The sequence below is a fragment of the Streptomyces sp. x-19 genome (genome assembly GCF_046549115.1).
Taxonomy (GTDB): Bacteria; Actinomycetota; Actinomycetes; order Streptomycetales; family Streptomycetaceae; genus Streptomyces; species Streptomyces albulus_C.
Genome location: NZ_JAJPWK010000004.1, coordinates 143,590 through 161,227, shown reverse-complemented (window position 1 = coordinate 161,227; position 17,638 = coordinate 143,590). Strand labels below are relative to the sequence as shown.

Below are 17,638 nucleotides of genomic sequence, written 5' to 3'. Positions count from 1 at the left end.
CAGTGACGGGCGTGCGGTTGAGGTTGGTGCGGTGGCTGCCGCGCGGGTCCCGACGGCTCCGGGGACCCGCGCGGCGCCGGGACGTCAGACGAGTCGCCGGACCGGTCCGGTACCGGCGTCGCCCGAGGTGGCGAAGGCGAGGGCGGCGGCGAGGAAGCGCCCCACCGTGTCGTCGGTCATCCACGCCATGTGTGGCGTGACCAGGGCGTTCGGGTGGCTGCGCAGCGGGTCCCCGGGAGGCAGCGGTTCGACGTCGAAGACGTCGAGCGCCACTCCGCCCAGCAGGCCGGCGGTCAGGCGTCGGCGCAGCTCGGCCATGTCGAGCAGCGCGGCGCGGGCGGTGTTGACCAGCAGGGCCCGGGGGCCGAGCAGGGCGAGCCGGCGAGCGTCGATGATCTCCTGGGTCTGCGGGGTGGCCCGCAGGTGCAGGCTCACCGCGTCCGCGCTGCCGAGCAGGGTGTCCAGGGGCAGCAGGGCGACTCCGGCGGCGCGGGCGGTGTCCTCGTCCAGGGACGGCGACCAGGCCGCGACCCGCATGCCGATGCCCTGTGCCAGGCGCGCCACCCGGGAGCCGATGCGGCCCCAGCCGACGATCCCCAGCAGGCGTCCGGCGAGTTCGCGTCCGGCGGACGGTTGCCAACCGGTCGCGTCGCCGACGGCCGTGGGCACCCGGTGGGCCAGCATCAGCAGCAGCGTCAGGGTGAACTCGGCCACGGAATCGGCGGCCAGGCCGGGGACGTCGTAGACGGCGATGCCGGCGGACCGGGCGGCGTCGACGTCGACCACCGGGGCGGCCGGGCCGGCCACGACGACCCGCTCAGGTCGTTCGCCGCGCAGGACGTCGGCGTCCAGCGGCCGGCCGTTGAAGAAGTGCAGCACGGTTCGAGCGCCGCGAATGCGCTCGGCGAGCTGGGACGAAGTGGTGCACGGGCCGTCGTGGAGCTCGACCGCGTCGCCGCCCGGGCAGCGGCGGACGAGCTCGGCCAGGTGCGGATATCCGTCGCACTCGGGCATGACGAGGCGTCCCACGTTGTTGTTCCTCCCCCGTTGACTGGTGCGGTCCGACCGGTCAGCGCGTGGCCAGGCGGACGCGGCAGGTCCACCACCACGTCGTGTGGTCGGTCATCCGCCGTTCGGTGACCTCGCGCAGCCGGGTCAGGCCGAGCGCGTCCTCGCTGACGCCTTCCTCCAGCAGGGCGATCACCCCGCCCTGGCTCGCCGCGAAGTCGACGAAGCGGGCGGCGCCGCCGGTCTCCTTCATGTGCAGGCAGACCTCGTTGACGTGCCGGAAGAGCCCGCTGTCCCGCAGTCGTTGCAGGTGCTCGCTCTTCGGCGCGAAGTGGGGGCGCAGACCGCGTTCGGCCTCCAGGGCGTGGTGCACGGCCTCGAAGTCGCGGTAGGCGGCGTCCACTTCGGGGTCCACGGCCGGCGGCCAGTCGAAGTCGAACGCGGCCAGCACGGCGCCGGGCCGCATGATGCGGGCGATCTCCGGGAAGGCGCGGGCGGCGTCGAACCAGTGCAGGGCGTGGCTCACGGTCACGATGTCCGCGCAGCCGTCCGGCAGTCCGGTCTCCTCGCCCGTGCCGTCGACGACGCGGATGCCGCGCTGGGCCGCGATGGCCCGCATCTCGGCGGAGGGCTCCACCCCGGTCGCTTCGGGCCAGATGGTGGAGGAGAGGCCGGTGCCGCAGCCGATGTCGACCACGTCCGGGTCGGTGGTCCCGGACCACTGGCGCAGCAGGTTCGCGAGTTCCTCGGGCGGATGGGGGCGGACGCGATCATAGAATTCCGCAAACTTACTGAAGCGTTCCGCAGAGTCAGGAATTACATTCGCCATGGCGTTGAAGGTAACACAGGTCTCGGACGTGTGTTGGAGTGATGAACGGCATAGTTAAAAACTTGTCAAATCGGAGTCTCGGCTTCGGTGATCCGAAAAGGTGCAGCGGGGTTCGGATAAAGCTCAACTATCCGGCGGGATCGCCATCGTCCCAGCTCAAAGGGTTTCTAGTGGAGGGTGGACGGGAGTCGGTGAGGTCGCAAAAACCTCCCATCGGGTATCTTTCGATAACCTTGAAAAATTCCAGCACGGAGCGCGCTGTAACACCCCAATCCAGTTAAGTGAATTGTCGGGGAAAATCTCCCGGACGGGCAATTGAAGGGACGCGGCATTCCGGACGGCGGCTAGCCCGACAGGCTCAGCAGCGCCGCGTGGTCCGGGGTGTCCGGAGGGGCCTGGTAGACGACCAGCCGCTGGCCGTCGCTGCGCGCCACGTCGAAGGCTTCGTAGGTCAGCGTCATCCGGCCCGCCGTCGGATGCCGGTACACCTTGCGGCCGTTGGTTCGCGCCCGGACGTCGTAGCGCCGCCACAGGGCGGCGAACTCGGCGCTCTCCTCGGTGAGTTCGTCGACGATCTCCCAGAGGTCCGGCGCGCCCGGGTGCACCACCACCGCGGCGCGCAGATGGGCCACCACGCCGTGTGCCACGTCGTCCCAGTTGGCGTACAACTCCCGGGCGCCCGGGTGCACGAAGGCGTAGCGCGCGGTGTTGCGCTCCTGCTCGGGCCAGTCCTCGATGCCCGGGAAGAGCCGCAGCGCGGCCTGGTTGGCGGCCAACAGGTCACTGGACCGGCTGAGCACGCACGCCGGGTAGGGGTGCGCGATGTCCACCATGCGCCGGACCTCGTCCCGCACGGTGCGCACGGCCCGACCGCGCCGCCCGCCGTCGCCCGGCACCAGTGCCCGACCGCGCCCCAACTCCGCCAGGTAGCGGTGCTCGTCGTCGGTCAGCTTCAGTACCCGGGCGATCGCCTCCAGGACCGCGGGGCTCGGCCGTTGCTGCTTGCCCTGCTCCAGGCGCCGGTAGTACTCGATGCTGACGCCGGCCAGGATCGCGACTTCCTCCCGCCGCAGTCCGGCGGTGCGCCGACGGCCCGCCGATGGGGGGAGGCCGGCCTCGTGCGGTGCGACGCGACTGCGCCGACTCCGCAGGAACTCCCCCAACTCCGTGCGATTCCCCGTTAGTACGTCTCCCACCCATGCAGTATGCATCGAACGGGTCGGGTAAGGGGGGCCCTGGCAGGGCCCCTTTACCGGGGCCTGGCCGCAGCGGGCTTCGCCAGGCAGGCTGAACGCACCGCGCCGGTCCGTCGCCGCGGTCTCGAACGTGACGGGGCACGAAGGCCCACGACGAGAGGACGGTGGGCCCTCCGGTGTCCACTCAGGTTGAACTCACCCGCCCGCGACGCAATCTCATCCTGGCGGTCTGTTGCACAAGCGTGTTCCTCGGCAACCTCAACAACACGGTGCTCAACGTGGCACTGCCCGCCATGCAGCGCGATCTGCGCAGTCCGCTGTCCGGGTTGCAGTGGACCACCGACGCCTACCTGATCGTGCTGGCGGCGCTGCTGATGCTCGCCGGCTCCGCCGGGGACCGACTCGGCCGCCGCCGCGTCTTCCAGGCCGGCCTGGCCCTGTTCACCCTCGGCTCGCTCCTCTGCGGCTTGGCGCCCGACCTGCGCTGGCTCATCGCCTTCCGCATCGTCCAGGCGGTCGGCGCCTCGATGCTGAACCCGGTGGCCATGTCGATCATCACCAACACCTTCTCGGCGCCCCGCGAGCGGGCCCGGGCGATCGGTGTCTGGGGAGCGGTCATGGGCGTGGCGATGGCGGTCGGCCCGATGGTGGGCGGGGCGCTCGTCCAAGGCATCGGCTGGCGGTCGATCTTCTGGCTCAACCTGCCGATCGGACTGGCCGCCCTGGTCTGCGCCGCGCGGTTCGTCCCCGAATCCCGCGCGCCCCGGCCCCGCCGGCTGGACCCCGTCGGGCAGTTCCTGGTCATCGTGCTGATGGGGTGTCTGACGTACGCCATCATCGAGGGCCCCAACACCGGCTGGACCGCCCCGCGCACCCTGGGCTGCGCGGTGGCCGCCCTCGTCGCGCTGCTGGCACTGCTCCGCTACGAGAGCCGGCGCCACGAACCCCTCGTCGACCTGCGGGTGTTCCGCAGCGCCGGATTCAGCGGCGCCAGCGCCATGGCGGTGTGCTCGTTCTTCGTGCTGGGCGGCTTCCTCTTCCTCAACACGCTCTACCTGCAGAACGTGCGGAACCTGTCCGCCCTGGTCGCCGGCCTCTTCCTGCTGCCCATGGCGGTCATGAACATCCTCACCTCACCGCTCTCGGGGCGACTGACCGCCAACCGCGGCCCCCGGCTCCCGCTACTGCTGGCCGGTGTCGCCACCACAGCGGGCGGCGCACTGCTCGCCGCCGGTGACGCCCTCACGTCCGACGTCTGGCTCTTCACCGCGTACGTCCTGATCGGCATCGGCGTGGGACTGGCCAACACGCCCGTCACCAACGCCGCCATGGCCGGCATGCCCCAGGAACAGGCCGGCGTGGCCGCGGCGATCGTCTCCACCAGCCGCCAGTTCGGCCAGGCACTGGGCGTCGCCGTGCTCGGCGCGGTGCTCACCACCGGCCTGCACTCCGGTACGGGCTTCGCCCGAGCGGTGCGTCCGGCCTACTGGATCGTGACCGCCTGCGGCGCGGCCATCATCCTCCTCACCCTGGCCACCACGCGCCGCCCCGCCCGGCCCGTGGGCATCGCCGCACCCGTGCGGCAACAGCCGCAGGCACCCGGGGTACCGGAACCGCGCGCCTGAGGAGGGTTCCGCGGGCCGCATGCGCCGCTCGTGACCGGGGACGGGCGTCCCGCGCCGGTCAGCGCATGACCTTGATTCGGCGTCGTCGCCGGCGACGAACATCGTGTGGTCGCCGCCGGTGACGGACTCCGGATCGACGACGGTGGCCTGTTCCCGGGTGACGAAGGACTTGACGACTCCGGTGGTCGGGAGGGCGCGCTGGATCTGCTCGCCGAGGCCGTCCGTGTCGACCGGCTCCAGCGCGGGTAGGTCGAACTCCCCAAGGCCGTCGAGCGCGCCCTTCCCAGGCCGTGGCCCTTGTCGTGGGACGGGAACTCCTGCACCCTCGTCAACGACGGCAGCGAGAACTCCACCGGATCGCGAATTTCGGGGAAGGCACAGAAAAGGGCGTCGCCGAAAGGGGACCGCAGCGCGACGACGGATTTACCGTTGAGAGGGATTATCGGGCGCCCATTTGTAGGAACAGCCAAAGCGTAGGGGATTTGTCGGCCGTTGTCCTGTAGATTCCCACAGGGAACGCTTCATCTTCGCAGGTCGCCTTGACGATGCGACGGCGGCAACTTAGCTTCTATCGCAGCGACTCGTGAACTGCTGGAAGGAGGCGAAGTCGGATGTCCACCATCTCTGACCTGCATCGCCTCGCCCGGCAGGCCGCCTGGGTTCCGGGTCGCGTAGCGCACGGCTGCTGAGCGGCCCCGTCCCGGCGTGCCCGCTCGTGGCCCCGGCGTCTTCCGGTATTTGTCACCCTCGGCACGTTGTTGCGTGCTGATTTGTGCTGCGTTTCCTTAAAGCGCGCCACCGAAAGAGAAAGTCCCCTGAAATGGCGACTCAAATAGTCAGTACGCCCGCGCTCCGAAATGAGGAAGTGTCATGGTAGCGGCGCGGATCACGGTCAATGGGAAAGAAACCTCAATTTCCCCGGCCGCACCCCACACCACGGTTCTGGACTTCCTGCGCGAGCGCGGCCTCACCGGCACCAAGGAGGGCTGCGCCGAGGGTGAGTGCGGCGCCTGTTCGGTCCTCGTGGCCCGCCCCGGGGTGAACAAGCCCACCGACTGGGTGGCGGTCAACGCCTGCCTGTTCCCGGTCGCGGCCCTCGACGGCCAGGAGATCGTCACCTCCGAAGGTCTCGCCACCCCCGGTGACCCCGGCACGCCGTCCACCCTGCACCCGGTGCAGGAGGAGATGGCGCTCCGCGGCGGCTCCCAATGCGGCTACTGCACGCCGGGCTTCATCTGCAGCATGGCCGCCGAGTACTACCGGCCCGACCGCTGCGCGCACGCGGCCCCGGCCGACGGCGCCGACGCCGAGCACGGCCCCAACGGTTTCGACCTGCACGCGCTGAGCGGGAACCTGTGCCGCTGCACCGGGTACCGCCCGATCCGCGACGCCGCCTTCGCCGTCGGCGCGCCCACCGACGAGGACCCACTGGCGCAGCGTCGCGAGCAGTCCCCGCCGGCACCGGTCGCCACCGAATACGCCCAGGACGGCAAGGAGTTCCTGCGGCGGAACACCCTGGCCGAGACGGTGCAGTTGCTGCGCGATCGGCCCGACGCGGTGGTGGTCGCCGGTTCCACCGACTGGGGCGTGGAGGTCAACATCCGCTCCCGCCGCGCGGACTGCGTGGTCGCCCTCGACCGACTGTCCGAACTCCGCGAACTGCGCGTCGAGGCCGACCACATCGAGATCGGCGCGGCGCTGACGCTCACCGAGATCGAACGCCGCCTCGACGGCCGGGTCCCCCTGCTGGCGCAACTCTTCCCGCAGTTCGCCTCGCGGCTCATCCGCAACGGCGCGACGCTCGGCGGCAACCTGGGCACCGGCTCTCCCATCGGTGACAGCCCGCCGGCGCTGCTCGCGCTGGAGACGTCGCTGGTGCTCGCCGACGCCGACGGCGAGCGCGAGGTGCCGCTGGCGGAGTACTTCACCGGTTACCGGCAGAGCGTGCGCCGGCCCGGCGAGTTGATCCGCGCGGTGCGCATCCCGTTGCCGCTGTCGACGACCGTGGCCTTCCACAAGATCGCCAAGCGGCGCTTCGACGACATCTCCAGCGTGGCGGTCGCCTTCGCGCTCGACATCGAGGACGGGACCGTCCGCAAGGCACGCATCGGGCTGGGCGGAGTGGCCGCCACCCCGATCCGCGCCCTCGCCACCGAGGCGGCCCTGGAGGGCAACCCGTGGACGGTGGAGACCGTCGAGGCCGCGGCCCGGGTGCTGCAGGCGGAGGGGACGCCGATGGACGATCACCGCGCCAGCGCCGCGTACCGATCCGCGATGCTCGGCCAGAGCCTGCTGAAGCTGTCCGCGCAGACCACCGAGGCGGTGTCGTCATGAGCCAGTTGTCCGAGCGTCCCGAAAAGCCCGTAGTCGGCGTTTCCCTGCCGCACGAGAGCGCCACCCTGCACGTCACCGGCACCGCGCTCTACACCGACGACCTGGTCCATCGGACCAAGGACGTGCTGCACGCCCATCCGGTCCAGGTCATGAAGGCGCACGGCCGGATCACCGCGCTGCGCACCGAGCCCGCGCTCGCCGTCCCCGGCGTGGTCCGCGTGCTCACCGGTGCCGACGTGCCCGGCGTCAACGACGCCGGGATGAAGCACGACGAGCCGCTCTTCCCCGACGAGGTCATGTTCCACGGCCACGCGGTCGCCTGGGTGCTCGCGGAGACCCTGGAGGCGGCCCGGCTCGGTGCGGCGGCCGTCGAGGTGGAACTCGACGAACGGCCCTCCCTGATCACGTTGCAGGACGCGATGGCGGCCGACAGTTTCCACGGCGCCCGGCCGGTGATGCTGACCGGCGACGTCGACGCCGGATTCGCGGACTCCGCGCACGTGTTCACCGGTGAGTTCCAGTTCTCCGACCAGGAACACTTCTACCTGGAGACGCACGCGGCGCTGGCCTACATCGACGAGGCCGAGCAGGTCTTCGTCCAGAGCAGCACCCAGCACCCCTCGGAGACCCAGGAGATCGTCGCGCACGTGCTCGGGCTGCACAGCCACGAGGTCACCGTGCAGTGCCTGCGGATGGGTGGGGGCTTCGGCGGCAAGGAGATGCAGCCGCACGGCTTCGCGGCCGTCGCCGCGCTCGGGGCCAAGCTGACCGGTCGGCCGGTCCGACTGCGGCTCAACCGGACCCAGGACCTGACCATGTCCGGCAAGCGGCACGGGTTCCACGCCAAGTGGAAGATCGGGTTCGACGCCGACGGCCGCATCCGGGCCCTGGACGCCACCCTGACCGCGGACGGCGGCTGGAGCCTGGACCTGTCCGAGCCGGTGGTGGCCCGCGCACTGTGCCACATCGACAACACCTACTGGATCCCCAACGCGCGCATCGCCGGTCGCATCGCCAAGACCAACAAGGTCTCCAACACCGCCTTCCGCGGCTTCGGCGGACCGCAGGGCATGCTGGTGATCGAGGACATCATGGGCCGGTGCGCGCCGCTGCTCGGCCTGGACCCGACGGAGTTGCGGGAGCGCAACTTCTACCAGGAGGGGCAGGCGACGCCGTACGGCCAGCCGGTCGTCCGGCCCGACCGGATCTCCGCCGTCTGGCAGGCCGTGAAGGACACCTCCGACCTCGCCGATCGCCAGCGGGAGATCGCCGCCTTCAACGCCGCGCATCCGCACACCAAGCGGGCACTGGCGCTCAGCGGCCTCAAGTTCGGCATCTCGTTCAACCTCACCGCCTTCAACCAGGGCGGCGCACTGGTGCTGATCTACAAGGACGGCTCGGTCCTGATCAACCACGGCGGCACCGAGATGGGCCAGGGCCTGCACACCAAGATGCTGCAGGTGGCCGCGACCTCGCTGGGGATCCCGCTGCACAAGGTGCGGCTGGCCCCGACGCGCACCGACAAGGTCCCCAACACCTCCGCCACCGCCGCCAGCGCCGGCGCCGACCTCAACGGCGCGGCGGTGAAGAACGCCTGCGAGCAGCTGCGCGAGCGGCTGTTGCAGGTGGCCGCCACCCAACTGGGGGCGAACGCCTCGGACGTGCGCATCGTCGAGGGCGTCGCGCGCGCCCTGGACAACGACCAGGAGCTGGCCTGGGACGACCTGGTCCGCACCGCGTACTTCCAACGGGTCCAGCTGTCGGCAGCCGGCTTCTACCGGACCGAGGGCCTGCACTGGGACGCCAAGACGTTCCGCGGCACGCCGTTCAAGTACTTCGCGCACGGCGCGGCCGCGACGGAGGTGGAGGTGGACGGCTTCACCGGCGCCTACCGCATCCGGCGGGTGGACATCGTGCACGACGTCGGCGACAGCCTGTCCCCGATGATCGACATCGGTCAGGTCGAGGGCGGTTTCGTGCAGGGCGCGGGCTGGCTGACGCTTGAGGACCTGCGGTGGGACGCCAGCGACGGGCCGAACCGCGGCCGGTTGCTGACCCAGGCCGCGAGCACCTACAAGCTGCCGAGCTTCTCGGAGATGCCCGAGGAGTTCCACGTCACGCTGCTGGAGAACGCCACCGAAGAGGGCGCGGTGTACGGCTCCAAGGCGGTGGGCGAGCCTCCGCTGATGCTGGCGTTCTCGGTCCGTGAGGCGCTGCGGCAGGCCGCCGCCGCGTTCGGGCCGGGCGGCGCGAGTGTCGAGTTGGCCTCGCCCGCGACGCCGGAAGCGGTGTACTGGGCGATCCAGGCGGCGCGCCGCGACGAAGCCTCCCGCAGCGGTCAGGCCCGCAACGGCGGCGCCGTCAACGGCCACGTCGCCAACGGCAGTGCCGCCAACGGCGGGGCGCGCGCCGACGCAGAAGTGCTGAGCGGTGCCTGACATGACGTGGGTCGCTGCGGTCGCACGGTTGCGAGCACGCCGGGAGTCCGGCGTGCTGGTGACCGTCACGACCGTGCGCGGTCATGCCCCGCGCGACGCCGGTGCGAAGCTCGTCGTGGGGCAGACCGAGACGTGGGGTTCGATCGGTGGCGGCAACGTCGAGGCCGTCTCCATCGACCGGGCCCGGGAGATGAGCGCCGCGGCCAAGAAGGAGCCGGAAGTCCTCGACTTCACCCTGAACGACAAGGTGACCAACCAGCACGGCGTGCAGTGCTGCGGTGGCACGGTCTCGGTGCTGCTCGAACCGCTGCCGGTGGTGCGGGCGGTGGCGATCTTCGGCGTCGGGCACGTCGGCCTGGAACTGGCCCGCATCCTGGCACGGCAGGACCTCGACCTGCATCTGATCGACAGCCGCTCCGACATCCTCACCGAGGACCGGCTCGCCGTGCTGGCGGATGCGGTGGCGCAGGTGCACGTGCACCACACGCCGCTGCTGCCCGAGGAGGTGTTGGCGGAGTTGCCGCCCGGCACCCACGTCCTGGTCATGACCCATGACCACGCCGAGGACGCGGCGCTCTGCGACGCTGCCCTGCGCACACCGCACCTCGGCTCCATCGGGCTGATCGGGTCGGCGGCCAAGTGGGTGCGGTTCCGCAAGCGCCTGTTGACGGAGGGCGGCCACGACGAGGCCACTGTCAACCGGATCAGGACGCCGATCGGCATGACCGAGATCACCGGCAAGGAACCCGCCACGATCGCGGTGAGCGTCGCGGCGGATCTCCTCCGGACCTTCGAACGGGCCGTTCCTTGACCGGAAGGACGCCGGTCGGGAGTCGGCCGGCGGCCGGCCGCCCCGCACCGGTCCCCGTCGGGGTCGGTGCGGAGCCGCCGGCCCCGGCACCGTCGGTCAGCCTCAGTGCCGCGACCGCACCCCGGCCTCCGGACCCCTGCGCCCCGTCCGGCGACCCGTGCGGAACGTCGCGGACCGCCGGACGAGGTCCACGGCGGCCCCCTCCCACTCGGGGTGCGTGAAGTCGAACCCGGCCGCACGCAGTCGACCCGGCACCACCCGGCGGCTCTTGAGCAGCAGCTCCGTGTCCGTGCGCAGCGCGAACGCCCCCAGCTCCGCCATCCACCGCGTCGCCGGCAGCCCCAGCGGGACGCCGCGGGCCGTGCGCAGCGCCCGCATGAAGTCCCGCTGCGGGAGCGGGCCGGGCGACGCGAGGTTCACCGGCCCCTCGATGTCGTCCCGGGCGATCAGGAACTCCACCGCGCGGACGAAGTCCTCGTCGTGGATCCACGACACGAACTGCGCACCGCCGGCCACCGGGCCGCCCAGCCCCAGCCGGGCCAGCCCCAGCAGGACGTCGAAGACCCCGCCCCGGTCCGGGCTCATGACCATCGCCGAGCGCAGCGCCACCTTCCGCGTCGCCGGGGTGTCCGCTGCGGCCTGCGCCCGCTCCCAGTTCCTGGCGATGTCGACGCTGTACGCCCAGTAGTCGGGCACCCCGGCCTCGGCACCGCCGAACACCCCCGTCGCCTCGTCGTGCGCCGCGTCGAAGCGGTGGGCGTAGATCGTCGCGGTGCTCATCTGCAGCCAGACCCGGGGCGGCCGCGCGGCGGCGGCGATCGCCGCGCCGACCACCCGCGTCGAGTCGACACGGGACTCCATCATGGCCCGCAGGTTCTCCGCCGTGTAGCGGCAGGAGACGCTGCGGCCGGCCAGGTTGACCACGACGTCACTGCCGTCGACGGCTTCGGCCCACGCGCCCAGCGTGGCTCCGTCCCAGCCGATCTCCCGCGGCCGGCGCGGGCGCCGGGTCAGCACCGTGACCTCATGGCCCGCCGCCGTCAGGGCGCGGTCGAGGATCGCGCCCACCTGTCCGGTGCCCCCGGGCAGCACTACCTTCATCGAGCCCCCTCAGATGTGGTGGACACCAAGGTAACCACGGAATTGAACGCGTTCAAAATGGCCGCGTGCGGGTGAGTGCGGCTACGCGTCCGCCACCGCCTGGAGCGGACTCAGCCGAGCCGCCCGGCGGGCCGGGACGACCGCTGCCACCGCGCCCACCACGAGGGACAGCAGGACCACCAGCAGCAGCGTCCCCCAGGGGAGCGCGAGCGAGTACTGCGCCAGCGCACCGTTGGCCAGCGCGCCCACCGCCCACGCGCCGAACACCCCGCCCGCCAGGCCCAGCAGCGTGCCGAACGCGGCGACGGTCAGCGCCTCCAGCCGGATCATCCGCCGGATCCCGGCACGGTCCATGCCGAGGGCGCGCAGGACGCCGATCTCCCGGGTCCGCTCCGACACCGACATGGCCAGGGTGTTCACGATCCCGAGCGCGCAGATCAGGAGGCCGACGACCAGCAGCCCGTACATCACGGTCAGCAGGTCGCCCAGGGTGCCGGCGGCTTCCCGCACCAGCGCAGCCCGGTCCTGGACCTTCAACAGCGGGTTGTCGCCCACCGCGGTGCGCAGCCGGCCCGCCAGGTTCGCGGACGCCGCGCCGTCGTCGGTGCGGACCAGGATCCGCTGGGCCGAGCCGGGCCGGAAGCCGGTCTTCTGCACTTCCGCGCGGGCCCCCAGGGCGTCCCGGGCGATGGGGTTGTCCTGGTAGACGCCGACGACGGTGTACTGCCGGAACCCCTGGCCGAGTCCCATCCGCGCGGTCAGGCGATCGCCGGCGTGCAGCCCGTGTGCCCGGGCGAGGGAGTCGGAAAGGGCGATCCGGCCCGGCCCGAGGTCCCGCGCGGAGCCGCTCAGGAAGTGGAGCCTGAGGACCGCGTCCACGGCGTTCGGGTCGATGCCGGAGACCTGCCGGACCTGACCGCCGGTGAACAGCGTGGAGTCCGCGAGGGCGGCCGCGGTCCGCACGCCGGAGGTACCGCTCACCCGGTCCACGGTCGCCGGGGCGATGCCGGTCGTCGGCGTGCGGGTGCTGATCACGTAGTCGGCGCCGAGTCCTGCGGCGGCCTGCCGGTCGAGCGCCTGCCCCGTGGAGTTCCCGATGACGGCGAGCCCGGAGACCAACGCGGTGCTGATCATCAAGGCGGAAGCGGTCGCCGCGGTGCGCCGCGGATCGCGCAGCGCGTTCTCCCGCGCCAACCGTCCGACGACGCCGAAGCGGCCGGTCAGCCGGCCGGTGAACCGGATCACCGGGGCGGCGAGCAGCGGCGCCAGCACGATCATGGAGACGGCGAGCAGGCCGCAGCCCAACAGGGCGCTCCGCAGGTTCTCGACCGAGGCGTCCTTCGCCCCGGTGAGGGACACCAACAGGCCGCCCCCCAGGGCGAGGAGGATCAGCCCCACCGCGCCGCGCACCCGCGACCGCGTGCGGGACGGCACCTGCGCCGTCGCGCGCATCGCCTCCAGGGGCGCGATGCGCGCGGCCCGCCGGGACGGCAGCCAGGCGGCGAGCACGGTGACGCCCACCCCGACGCCGAGGGCGGCGACGACGGGCCGCGGACCGATCACGAGCGGCCCGTCGGGCAACGCGTCCGCACCGGCGCTCAGCAGGTCGGGCAGCACGGCGGCGAGGCCGACGCCGAGGAGGAAGCCGACGACCGAGGCGGCGCATCCGACCAGGGCCGCCTCGACGAGGACGGAGCGGACCACCTGGCGGCGCGTGGCACCGATCGCCCGCAACAGCGCGATCTCACGGGTGCGTCGGGTGACGAGCATGCTGAAGGTGTTGACGATGAGGAACGAGCCGATGAACAGCGAGACCCCGGCGAAGACCAGCGGCACCTTGGTGTAGCCCCGGGTCAGCGTGTCGAGGTAGCCGGCCTGCTGGGCGGCCTGGGCGGCGCCGCTGACGGCCTCGGCCCGGTCGGCCGGGAGCACCGCGCCGACCCGGTCCGCGAGCACGGCCTGATCGGTGCCGGGCGTGGCGGACAGGTCGATCCCGGTGTAGTGGCCCGGGGCCGCGAACAGCCGCTGGGCGGTGGCCGCGTCGAACAGGGCGAGGGTGCCGCCGGCGGTCACCCGACTGTCCCGGCTGGCCACGATGCCCACCAGCCGCTTCGTCATGACCGGGCCGTCGGTGGCCAGCCTGACCGTGTCGCCGAGGGCGAAGCGGCCCGCGGCGGCGGTGCCGGCGTCCACCGCCAACTCGTCTGAGTTCCGGGGCGCGTGCCCCTTGGCCAGCGGATAGCGACGGTCCTCGCCGTCCTTGCCGGGCAGGTAGCCGGCGGCCAGGTTCGCCCAGGACGCGCCGGCCCGCAGCGGAGCGCCGTCCGATGCGGCGAGCACCGCCGAGCCGTCGACCGACGGCCGCACGGCGGCGACACCGGGCACGCCGGCCAGTGTCCGGGCGAGCGCGTCGTCCAGGACCGTGGCGGGCCGGTTGGTGGGGCCGGTCGGCGGGTCCTTGGGGGTCACGGTGACCGCGACGTCCGCGAAGTCCTTCGACGCGGCGGCGCGGTAGGCGGCGGCGGAGGAGTCCGCGAAGACCATGGTGCCGGAGACGAACGCGACGCCCAGGCAGATCGCCAGGGCCGTCATGGCCAGCCGTGCCTGGTGCGCGAGGAGGTTGCGCAGGGTTGTTCGCAGCATGGGGAGCTTTCGGGAGCAGGGAGATGCGGAAACGGCCGCAGGAGGTGCGGACGGGCGGGGCCGGGCGGGCGCGCCGGGGGCGCTGGGGGCGCTGGGGCGACGGTGTCAGTGCCGGCGGGTCGGTGCCTGGGCCTCGAACTGGAGCATCCGGTCGAGTACGGCACCGGAGGTCGGCTCGTGCAGTTCGTCGACGACCCGGCCGTCGGCGAGGAACACCACCCGGTCCGCGTGCGCGGCGGCCACCGGGTCGTGCGTGACCATCACCACCGTCTGCCCCAACTCCCGTACCGAGTCCCGCAGGAAGCCGAGGACTTCCGCGCCGGACCGGGAGTCGAGGTTCCCGGTCGGCTCGTCGGCGAAGACGATGTCGGGTCGGGAGGCCAGGGCGCGGGCCACCGCGACCCGCTGCTGCTGGCCGCCGGAGAGTTCGGCGGGCCGGTGGTCCAGCCGGTCGGCCAGCCCGACGGTGCCGACGACGGTGTCCAACCACCCGGCGTCCGGGCGTCGGCCGCCGATCCGCAGCGGCAGCGTGATGTTCTCCAGCGCGGTGAGGGTCGGCAGCAGGTTGAAGCCCTGGAAGACGAAGCCGACCTTCTCCCGTCGCAGCGCAGTGAGTTGACGGTCCGTCAGCTGCGCGAGCTCGGTGTCGCCGATGCGCGCCGAACCGGAGGTCACGCCGTCCAGCCCGGCCAAGCAGTGCATCAGGGTGGACTTGCCGGATCCGGAGGGCCCCATGACGGCGGTGAACCGGCTTCGGGCGAACTCGACGGACACCTCGTCCAAGGCGGTGACCCGGGTCTGGCCCGTCCCATAGACCTTGGTCAGGTTGGTGGCGCGGGCGGCCGGTTCGGTGCCGGGGGAGCGGGGGGAAGAAGAGGCTTGCGACATGTGTACTCCGCCTGGATGCGTGGGCCCGCGGCGAGCGCCGCGAACCGGGAACGCATCCATCCTCACCGCCCTCACCTGCGGAAACATCGTTCGCTACGGCTGAGTTGAGCTCTGCCCGAAGCAAGGGTCGGGCGGGCCGCTCTCCGCTCTTCGGCACAGTCCGGACGGCCGCGCTCTTCCTTTGGACAGAGGTGCGAGGCACCGGCCGGCCACCGGCAGCGGGCCGCCGGGCAGCGCGGGCCAGCGGCACCCGGAGAGCACGCGCCGCGCCGTCCCGCTGATGCCTTCAGGACGCCAGACCGGTGCGGTGGGCCAGCAGGGCGGCCTGCACCCGGCTCGTCGAACCGGTCTTGTCCAAGATGGCGCCGACGTGCGTCTTCACCGTGCCGATCCCGATGCCCAACCGGCCGGCGATGTCCTGGTTGGACAGGCCCTCGCCGAGCATCGCGAGGACCTCCCGCTCCCGGACGGTGAGTCGGACGACGCGCTCGTCCGCGAGCGCGCGGTCGGCCGCCGCGGGATCGCCGCCGCGCAGCATCCGGGAGATCACCGCCCCGGTGACGCCGGGGGAGAGCACGGCATCACCGGCGGCGGCCGCCCGCACCGCACTGATCAACTCCTGTGGCCCCTCGTCCTTGAGCAGGAAGCCCGCGGCGCCCTCCCGCAGCGCCCGGATGACGTTGGCCTCGTCGCCGAAGGTCGTCAGCATCACGACCCGCGGCGCGGGATCGAGGGCGAGCAGCGGTGCGATCGCGGCCAGGCCGTCGCAGACCGGCATCCGGATGTCGAGCAACACCACGTCCGGGCGGTGGGCGGCGGCCAGTTCGACGGCCTGCCGCCCGTCCGACGCCTCGGCGACGACGTCGATGCCGTCGGTGTGCCGGAGGATCAGGCGGACGCCGTGCCGGATCATCGTCTCGTCGTCGGCGAGCAGGACGCGGAGGGGGCGGGCGGGTTCGCTCACGGGGACTCCCAGGGCGTGGCGTCCCGGACCGACGGGACGGTGAAACGGTCGATGGAGATCAGGCGGTGCGCCGCGTCGAAGCAGTAGCGGGCCACGATCAGGCCGCCCGGGTGGCTCTCGGTGGCGCCGTTGAACGGGTAGATGCAGCCGGCCGTGCCGGCGGGGCGCGGCGGTTCGTGCCCGGTGGCCGCGGCCCGAACCGCCGCGTTGTCCAGGACACCCAGGCCGGCCACTTGCTCGTACGTCATGCCGACGCGGGGCAGCGGCGGCGGTCCCGACTGGTGGGGCCGGGTCGCATACACGAAGGCGACCCCGAGCACCATGAGGACGCTCAGACCCGCCAACCCGAAAGCCAGCGTCAGCACGTCGGCCGTCCGGCGTTCCCGGACGTCGGGCCGACCGCCCCTGTCTGACGGGTCGTCGGCCCCCGGCCCGCGGTGCGCCCCCGCCGAGCCGGAGGGATCCGCCCGGCCGTCGCCCGGCCTCCGCTCCGCGGCACCGGCGGCACCGGGCCGGTCATGGTCGGTGGGTTCGGTCGGCACGGTGGCGGCCACCTGGAACCCGCCGGACGGCAGCGCCGCGGCGTCGAAGCTGCCACCGAGCAGCTCCACCCGCTCCCGCAGGCCGGTGAGCCCGCGACCGGTGCCCGTCTCCCCGGCGGCCGGCGGACGCGGCGGCGCTCCGTTGCGCACGGTGATCCGCACCTCGGCGTCGTCGTGCACGACCGTGACGGTGACGTGCGCCGCGGTCGCGTACCGGTGCACGTTGGTCAGCGCTTCCCGCACCAGGCGGTCCACCGCCCGCCGGACCCGCGCCGGGCGGGCGTCGAGGTCCGGCCCGGTCCAGTCGAGTCGGACGGCGATCCCGCCGTCGCGGGACCTCGCCACCAGCGCCTCGACGTCGGCGCGGGTGCCGGTCGCGTCGGTGAGCGCGTCCGGCCCGGTGTCCCGGCCGAGCGGCCCGAGCACCCCGAGGGCCTGCCGCAGTTCGCGCAGCGCGTCCCGGGTGGTCCGGCGCACCAGGACGGCCTCCTCGCGCAGCTCCGGCGCGGCGCGGTCCAAGGCCAGTTCCAGCCCCCCGGCGTGCAGGGAGATCAGGCTGAGGCGATGTCCCACCAGGTCGTGCATCTCGGCGGCGATGCGCGACCGCTCGTGGATGCGAGCCTCGCTGTCGGCGAGCCGACGGGCCCGCTCCGCCGCGTCACCGCGTTCGCGCAACGCCCGCAACAGGCGCCCCTGCTGACCGTGCGCCGTGCCGACCAGGCCGGGCACGACCACCGCCGTCGAGGCCAGGACCAGCCCGAGCGCCACCGCGTACGGCACCGGTTCGGGGCCGAACCACGGCGCGACCGCCACCGCGGAACCCAGGACGAGGGCCCCCGCCGCCCCGAGCAGCCGGGCGCGCCGACGCGCCCGCACGGTACGGCGGGCCACGGTGTAGGCGGCCGCCGCCGTGATCGGCCCGACGCCGACCGACAGGCCCGTCAGCGCGGCGAGCACCAGCAGCACGATCCCGGGGAACCGGCGCCGCACCGGCAACAGCCCCGCACCGATCGCCAACGCCAGCAACTGGAGCCCCGGGTACGGCAGGAACCCCAGGCGCCCGACCGCCAGCAAGGCGCCCAGGCCCGCGAGGACCACCCCGGCCGGTTCCGCGATCGCGCGCGCGGGACCGCCCGCGGCCGATCCGACGGGCGGACGACAGCGGGGGAACCGACGGAACGGGTTGGTGCGCACCACGCTGACCAGTATCGACGCCCCGGCGCGCGTCGGCATGGACCCTGCGGGCGAGGTGTTGCTCT

At 72.7% G+C, this 17,638-nt stretch carries 13 protein-coding genes; 5 read left to right on the top strand and 8 right to left on the bottom strand.

What is annotated here, in order from left to right; translation table 11 throughout:
* Nucleotides 1-84: 84 nt before the first annotated feature.
* From ACLJT4_RS13235 to ACLJT4_RS13225, 3 genes are all read right to left on the bottom strand, one after another.
* Entirely contained in the window at nucleotides 85-1,029 is a 945-nt protein-coding gene (locus ACLJT4_RS13235; RefSeq protein ID WP_411122494.1) for an NAD(P)-dependent oxidoreductase, read from the bottom strand.
* 40 nt (nucleotides 1,030-1,069) lie between these two features.
* Nucleotides 1,070-1,837 (bottom strand): class I SAM-dependent methyltransferase, encoded by a 768-nt coding sequence (locus ACLJT4_RS13230; RefSeq protein WP_411122493.1) that lies wholly within the window; start codon nucleotides 1,835-1,837, stop codon nucleotides 1,070-1,072.
* A gap of 344 nt (nucleotides 1,838-2,181) precedes the next feature.
* Nucleotides 2,182-3,033 carry a helix-turn-helix transcriptional regulator gene (locus ACLJT4_RS13225; RefSeq protein ID WP_411122492.1) on the bottom strand — a complete coding sequence of 284 codons (852 nt, stop codon included), beginning with the start codon at nucleotides 3,031-3,033 and terminating at the stop codon, nucleotides 2,182-2,184.
* Between the two features lie 176 nt (nucleotides 3,034-3,209).
* Between ACLJT4_RS13225 and ACLJT4_RS13220 the strand changes: the two genes are divergently transcribed.
* The 5 genes from ACLJT4_RS13220 (at nucleotide 3,210) to xdhC (ending at nucleotide 10,241) form a co-directional block, all read left to right on the top strand.
* Nucleotides 3,210-4,658: an MFS transporter gene (locus tag ACLJT4_RS13220; protein WP_411122491.1), complete on the top strand. Its 1,449-nt coding sequence runs from the start codon at nucleotides 3,210-3,212 to the stop codon at nucleotides 4,656-4,658.
* Between the two features lie 105 nt (nucleotides 4,659-4,763).
* A complete protein-coding gene (locus ACLJT4_RS13215; protein WP_411122490.1) occupies nucleotides 4,764-4,907 on the top strand; it encodes a hypothetical protein in 144 nt (47 codons plus the stop codon).
* A 621-nt stretch (nucleotides 4,908-5,528) separates the two neighbouring features.
* A complete protein-coding gene (locus ACLJT4_RS13210; protein ID WP_411122489.1) occupies nucleotides 5,529-6,992 on the top strand; it encodes a xanthine dehydrogenase small subunit in 1,464 nt (487 codons plus the stop codon).
* Nucleotides 6,989-9,430: a xanthine dehydrogenase molybdopterin binding subunit gene (gene xdhB / locus ACLJT4_RS13205; RefSeq protein ID WP_411122488.1), complete on the top strand. Its 2,442-nt coding sequence runs from the start codon at nucleotides 6,989-6,991 to the stop codon at nucleotides 9,428-9,430. Before ACLJT4_RS13210 ends, xdhB begins: the two co-directional genes overlap by 4 nt.
* A 1-nt stretch (nucleotide 9,431) precedes the next feature.
* Nucleotides 9,432-10,241 (top strand): xanthine dehydrogenase accessory protein XdhC, encoded by an 810-nt coding sequence (xdhC, locus tag ACLJT4_RS13200; protein WP_411122487.1) that lies wholly within the window; start codon nucleotides 9,432-9,434, stop codon nucleotides 10,239-10,241.
* A gap of 102 nt (nucleotides 10,242-10,343) precedes the next feature.
* Here the strand turns inward: xdhC and ACLJT4_RS13195 are convergent, their stop codons facing one another.
* From ACLJT4_RS13195 to ACLJT4_RS13175, 5 genes are all read right to left on the bottom strand, one after another.
* Nucleotides 10,344-11,342, bottom strand: coding sequence for a TIGR01777 family oxidoreductase (locus ACLJT4_RS13195; protein ID WP_411122486.1), 999 nt, complete (start codon nucleotides 11,340-11,342; stop codon nucleotides 10,344-10,346).
* 81 nt (nucleotides 11,343-11,423) lie between these two features.
* Nucleotides 11,424-13,985, bottom strand: a complete 2,562-nt coding sequence (locus tag ACLJT4_RS13190) for an ABC transporter permease (RefSeq protein ID WP_411122485.1) — start codon at nucleotides 13,983-13,985, stop codon at nucleotides 11,424-11,426.
* Nucleotides 13,986-14,090: 105 nt separating this feature from the next.
* On the bottom strand, nucleotides 14,091-14,873 hold the full coding sequence (locus ACLJT4_RS13185; protein ID WP_020931209.1) for an ABC transporter ATP-binding protein: 783 nt from the start codon (nucleotides 14,871-14,873) through the stop codon (nucleotides 14,091-14,093).
* A gap of 286 nt (nucleotides 14,874-15,159) precedes the next feature.
* A complete protein-coding gene (locus tag ACLJT4_RS13180; protein ID WP_411122484.1) occupies nucleotides 15,160-15,837 on the bottom strand; it encodes a response regulator in 678 nt (225 codons plus the stop codon).
* Nucleotides 15,834-17,576, bottom strand: coding sequence for a sensor histidine kinase (locus ACLJT4_RS13175; RefSeq protein ID WP_411122483.1), 1,743 nt, complete (start codon nucleotides 17,574-17,576; stop codon nucleotides 15,834-15,836). Before ACLJT4_RS13175 ends, ACLJT4_RS13180 begins: the two co-directional genes overlap by 4 nt.
* Nucleotides 17,577-17,638 lie beyond the last annotated feature (62 nt).

Excerpts from the sequence above, each read along its gene's own strand:
- ACLJT4_RS13230 (WP_411122493.1), bottom strand. The coding sequence starts at position 1,837 with ATGGCGAATGTAATTCCTGACTCTGCGGAACGCTTCAGTAAGTTTGCG.
- ACLJT4_RS13210 (WP_411122489.1), top strand. The coding sequence starts at position 5,529 with ATGGTAGCGGCGCGGATCACGGTCAATGGGAAAGAAACCTCAATTTCC.
- xdhB (WP_411122488.1), top strand. The coding sequence starts at position 6,989 with ATGAGCCAGTTGTCCGAGCGTCCCGAAAAGCCCGTAGTCGGCGTTTCC.
- xdhC (WP_411122487.1), top strand. The coding sequence starts at position 9,432 with ATGACGTGGGTCGCTGCGGTCGCACGGTTGCGAGCACGCCGGGAGTCC.
- ACLJT4_RS13195 (WP_411122486.1), bottom strand. The coding sequence starts at position 11,342 with ATGAAGGTAGTGCTGCCCGGGGGCACCGGACAGGTGGGCGCGATCCTC.
- ACLJT4_RS13190 (WP_411122485.1), bottom strand. The coding sequence starts at position 13,985 with ATGCTGCGAACAACCCTGCGCAACCTCCTCGCGCACCAGGCACGGCTG.
- ACLJT4_RS13185 (WP_020931209.1), bottom strand. The coding sequence starts at position 14,873 with ATGTCGCAAGCCTCTTCTTCCCCCCGCTCCCCCGGCACCGAACCGGCC.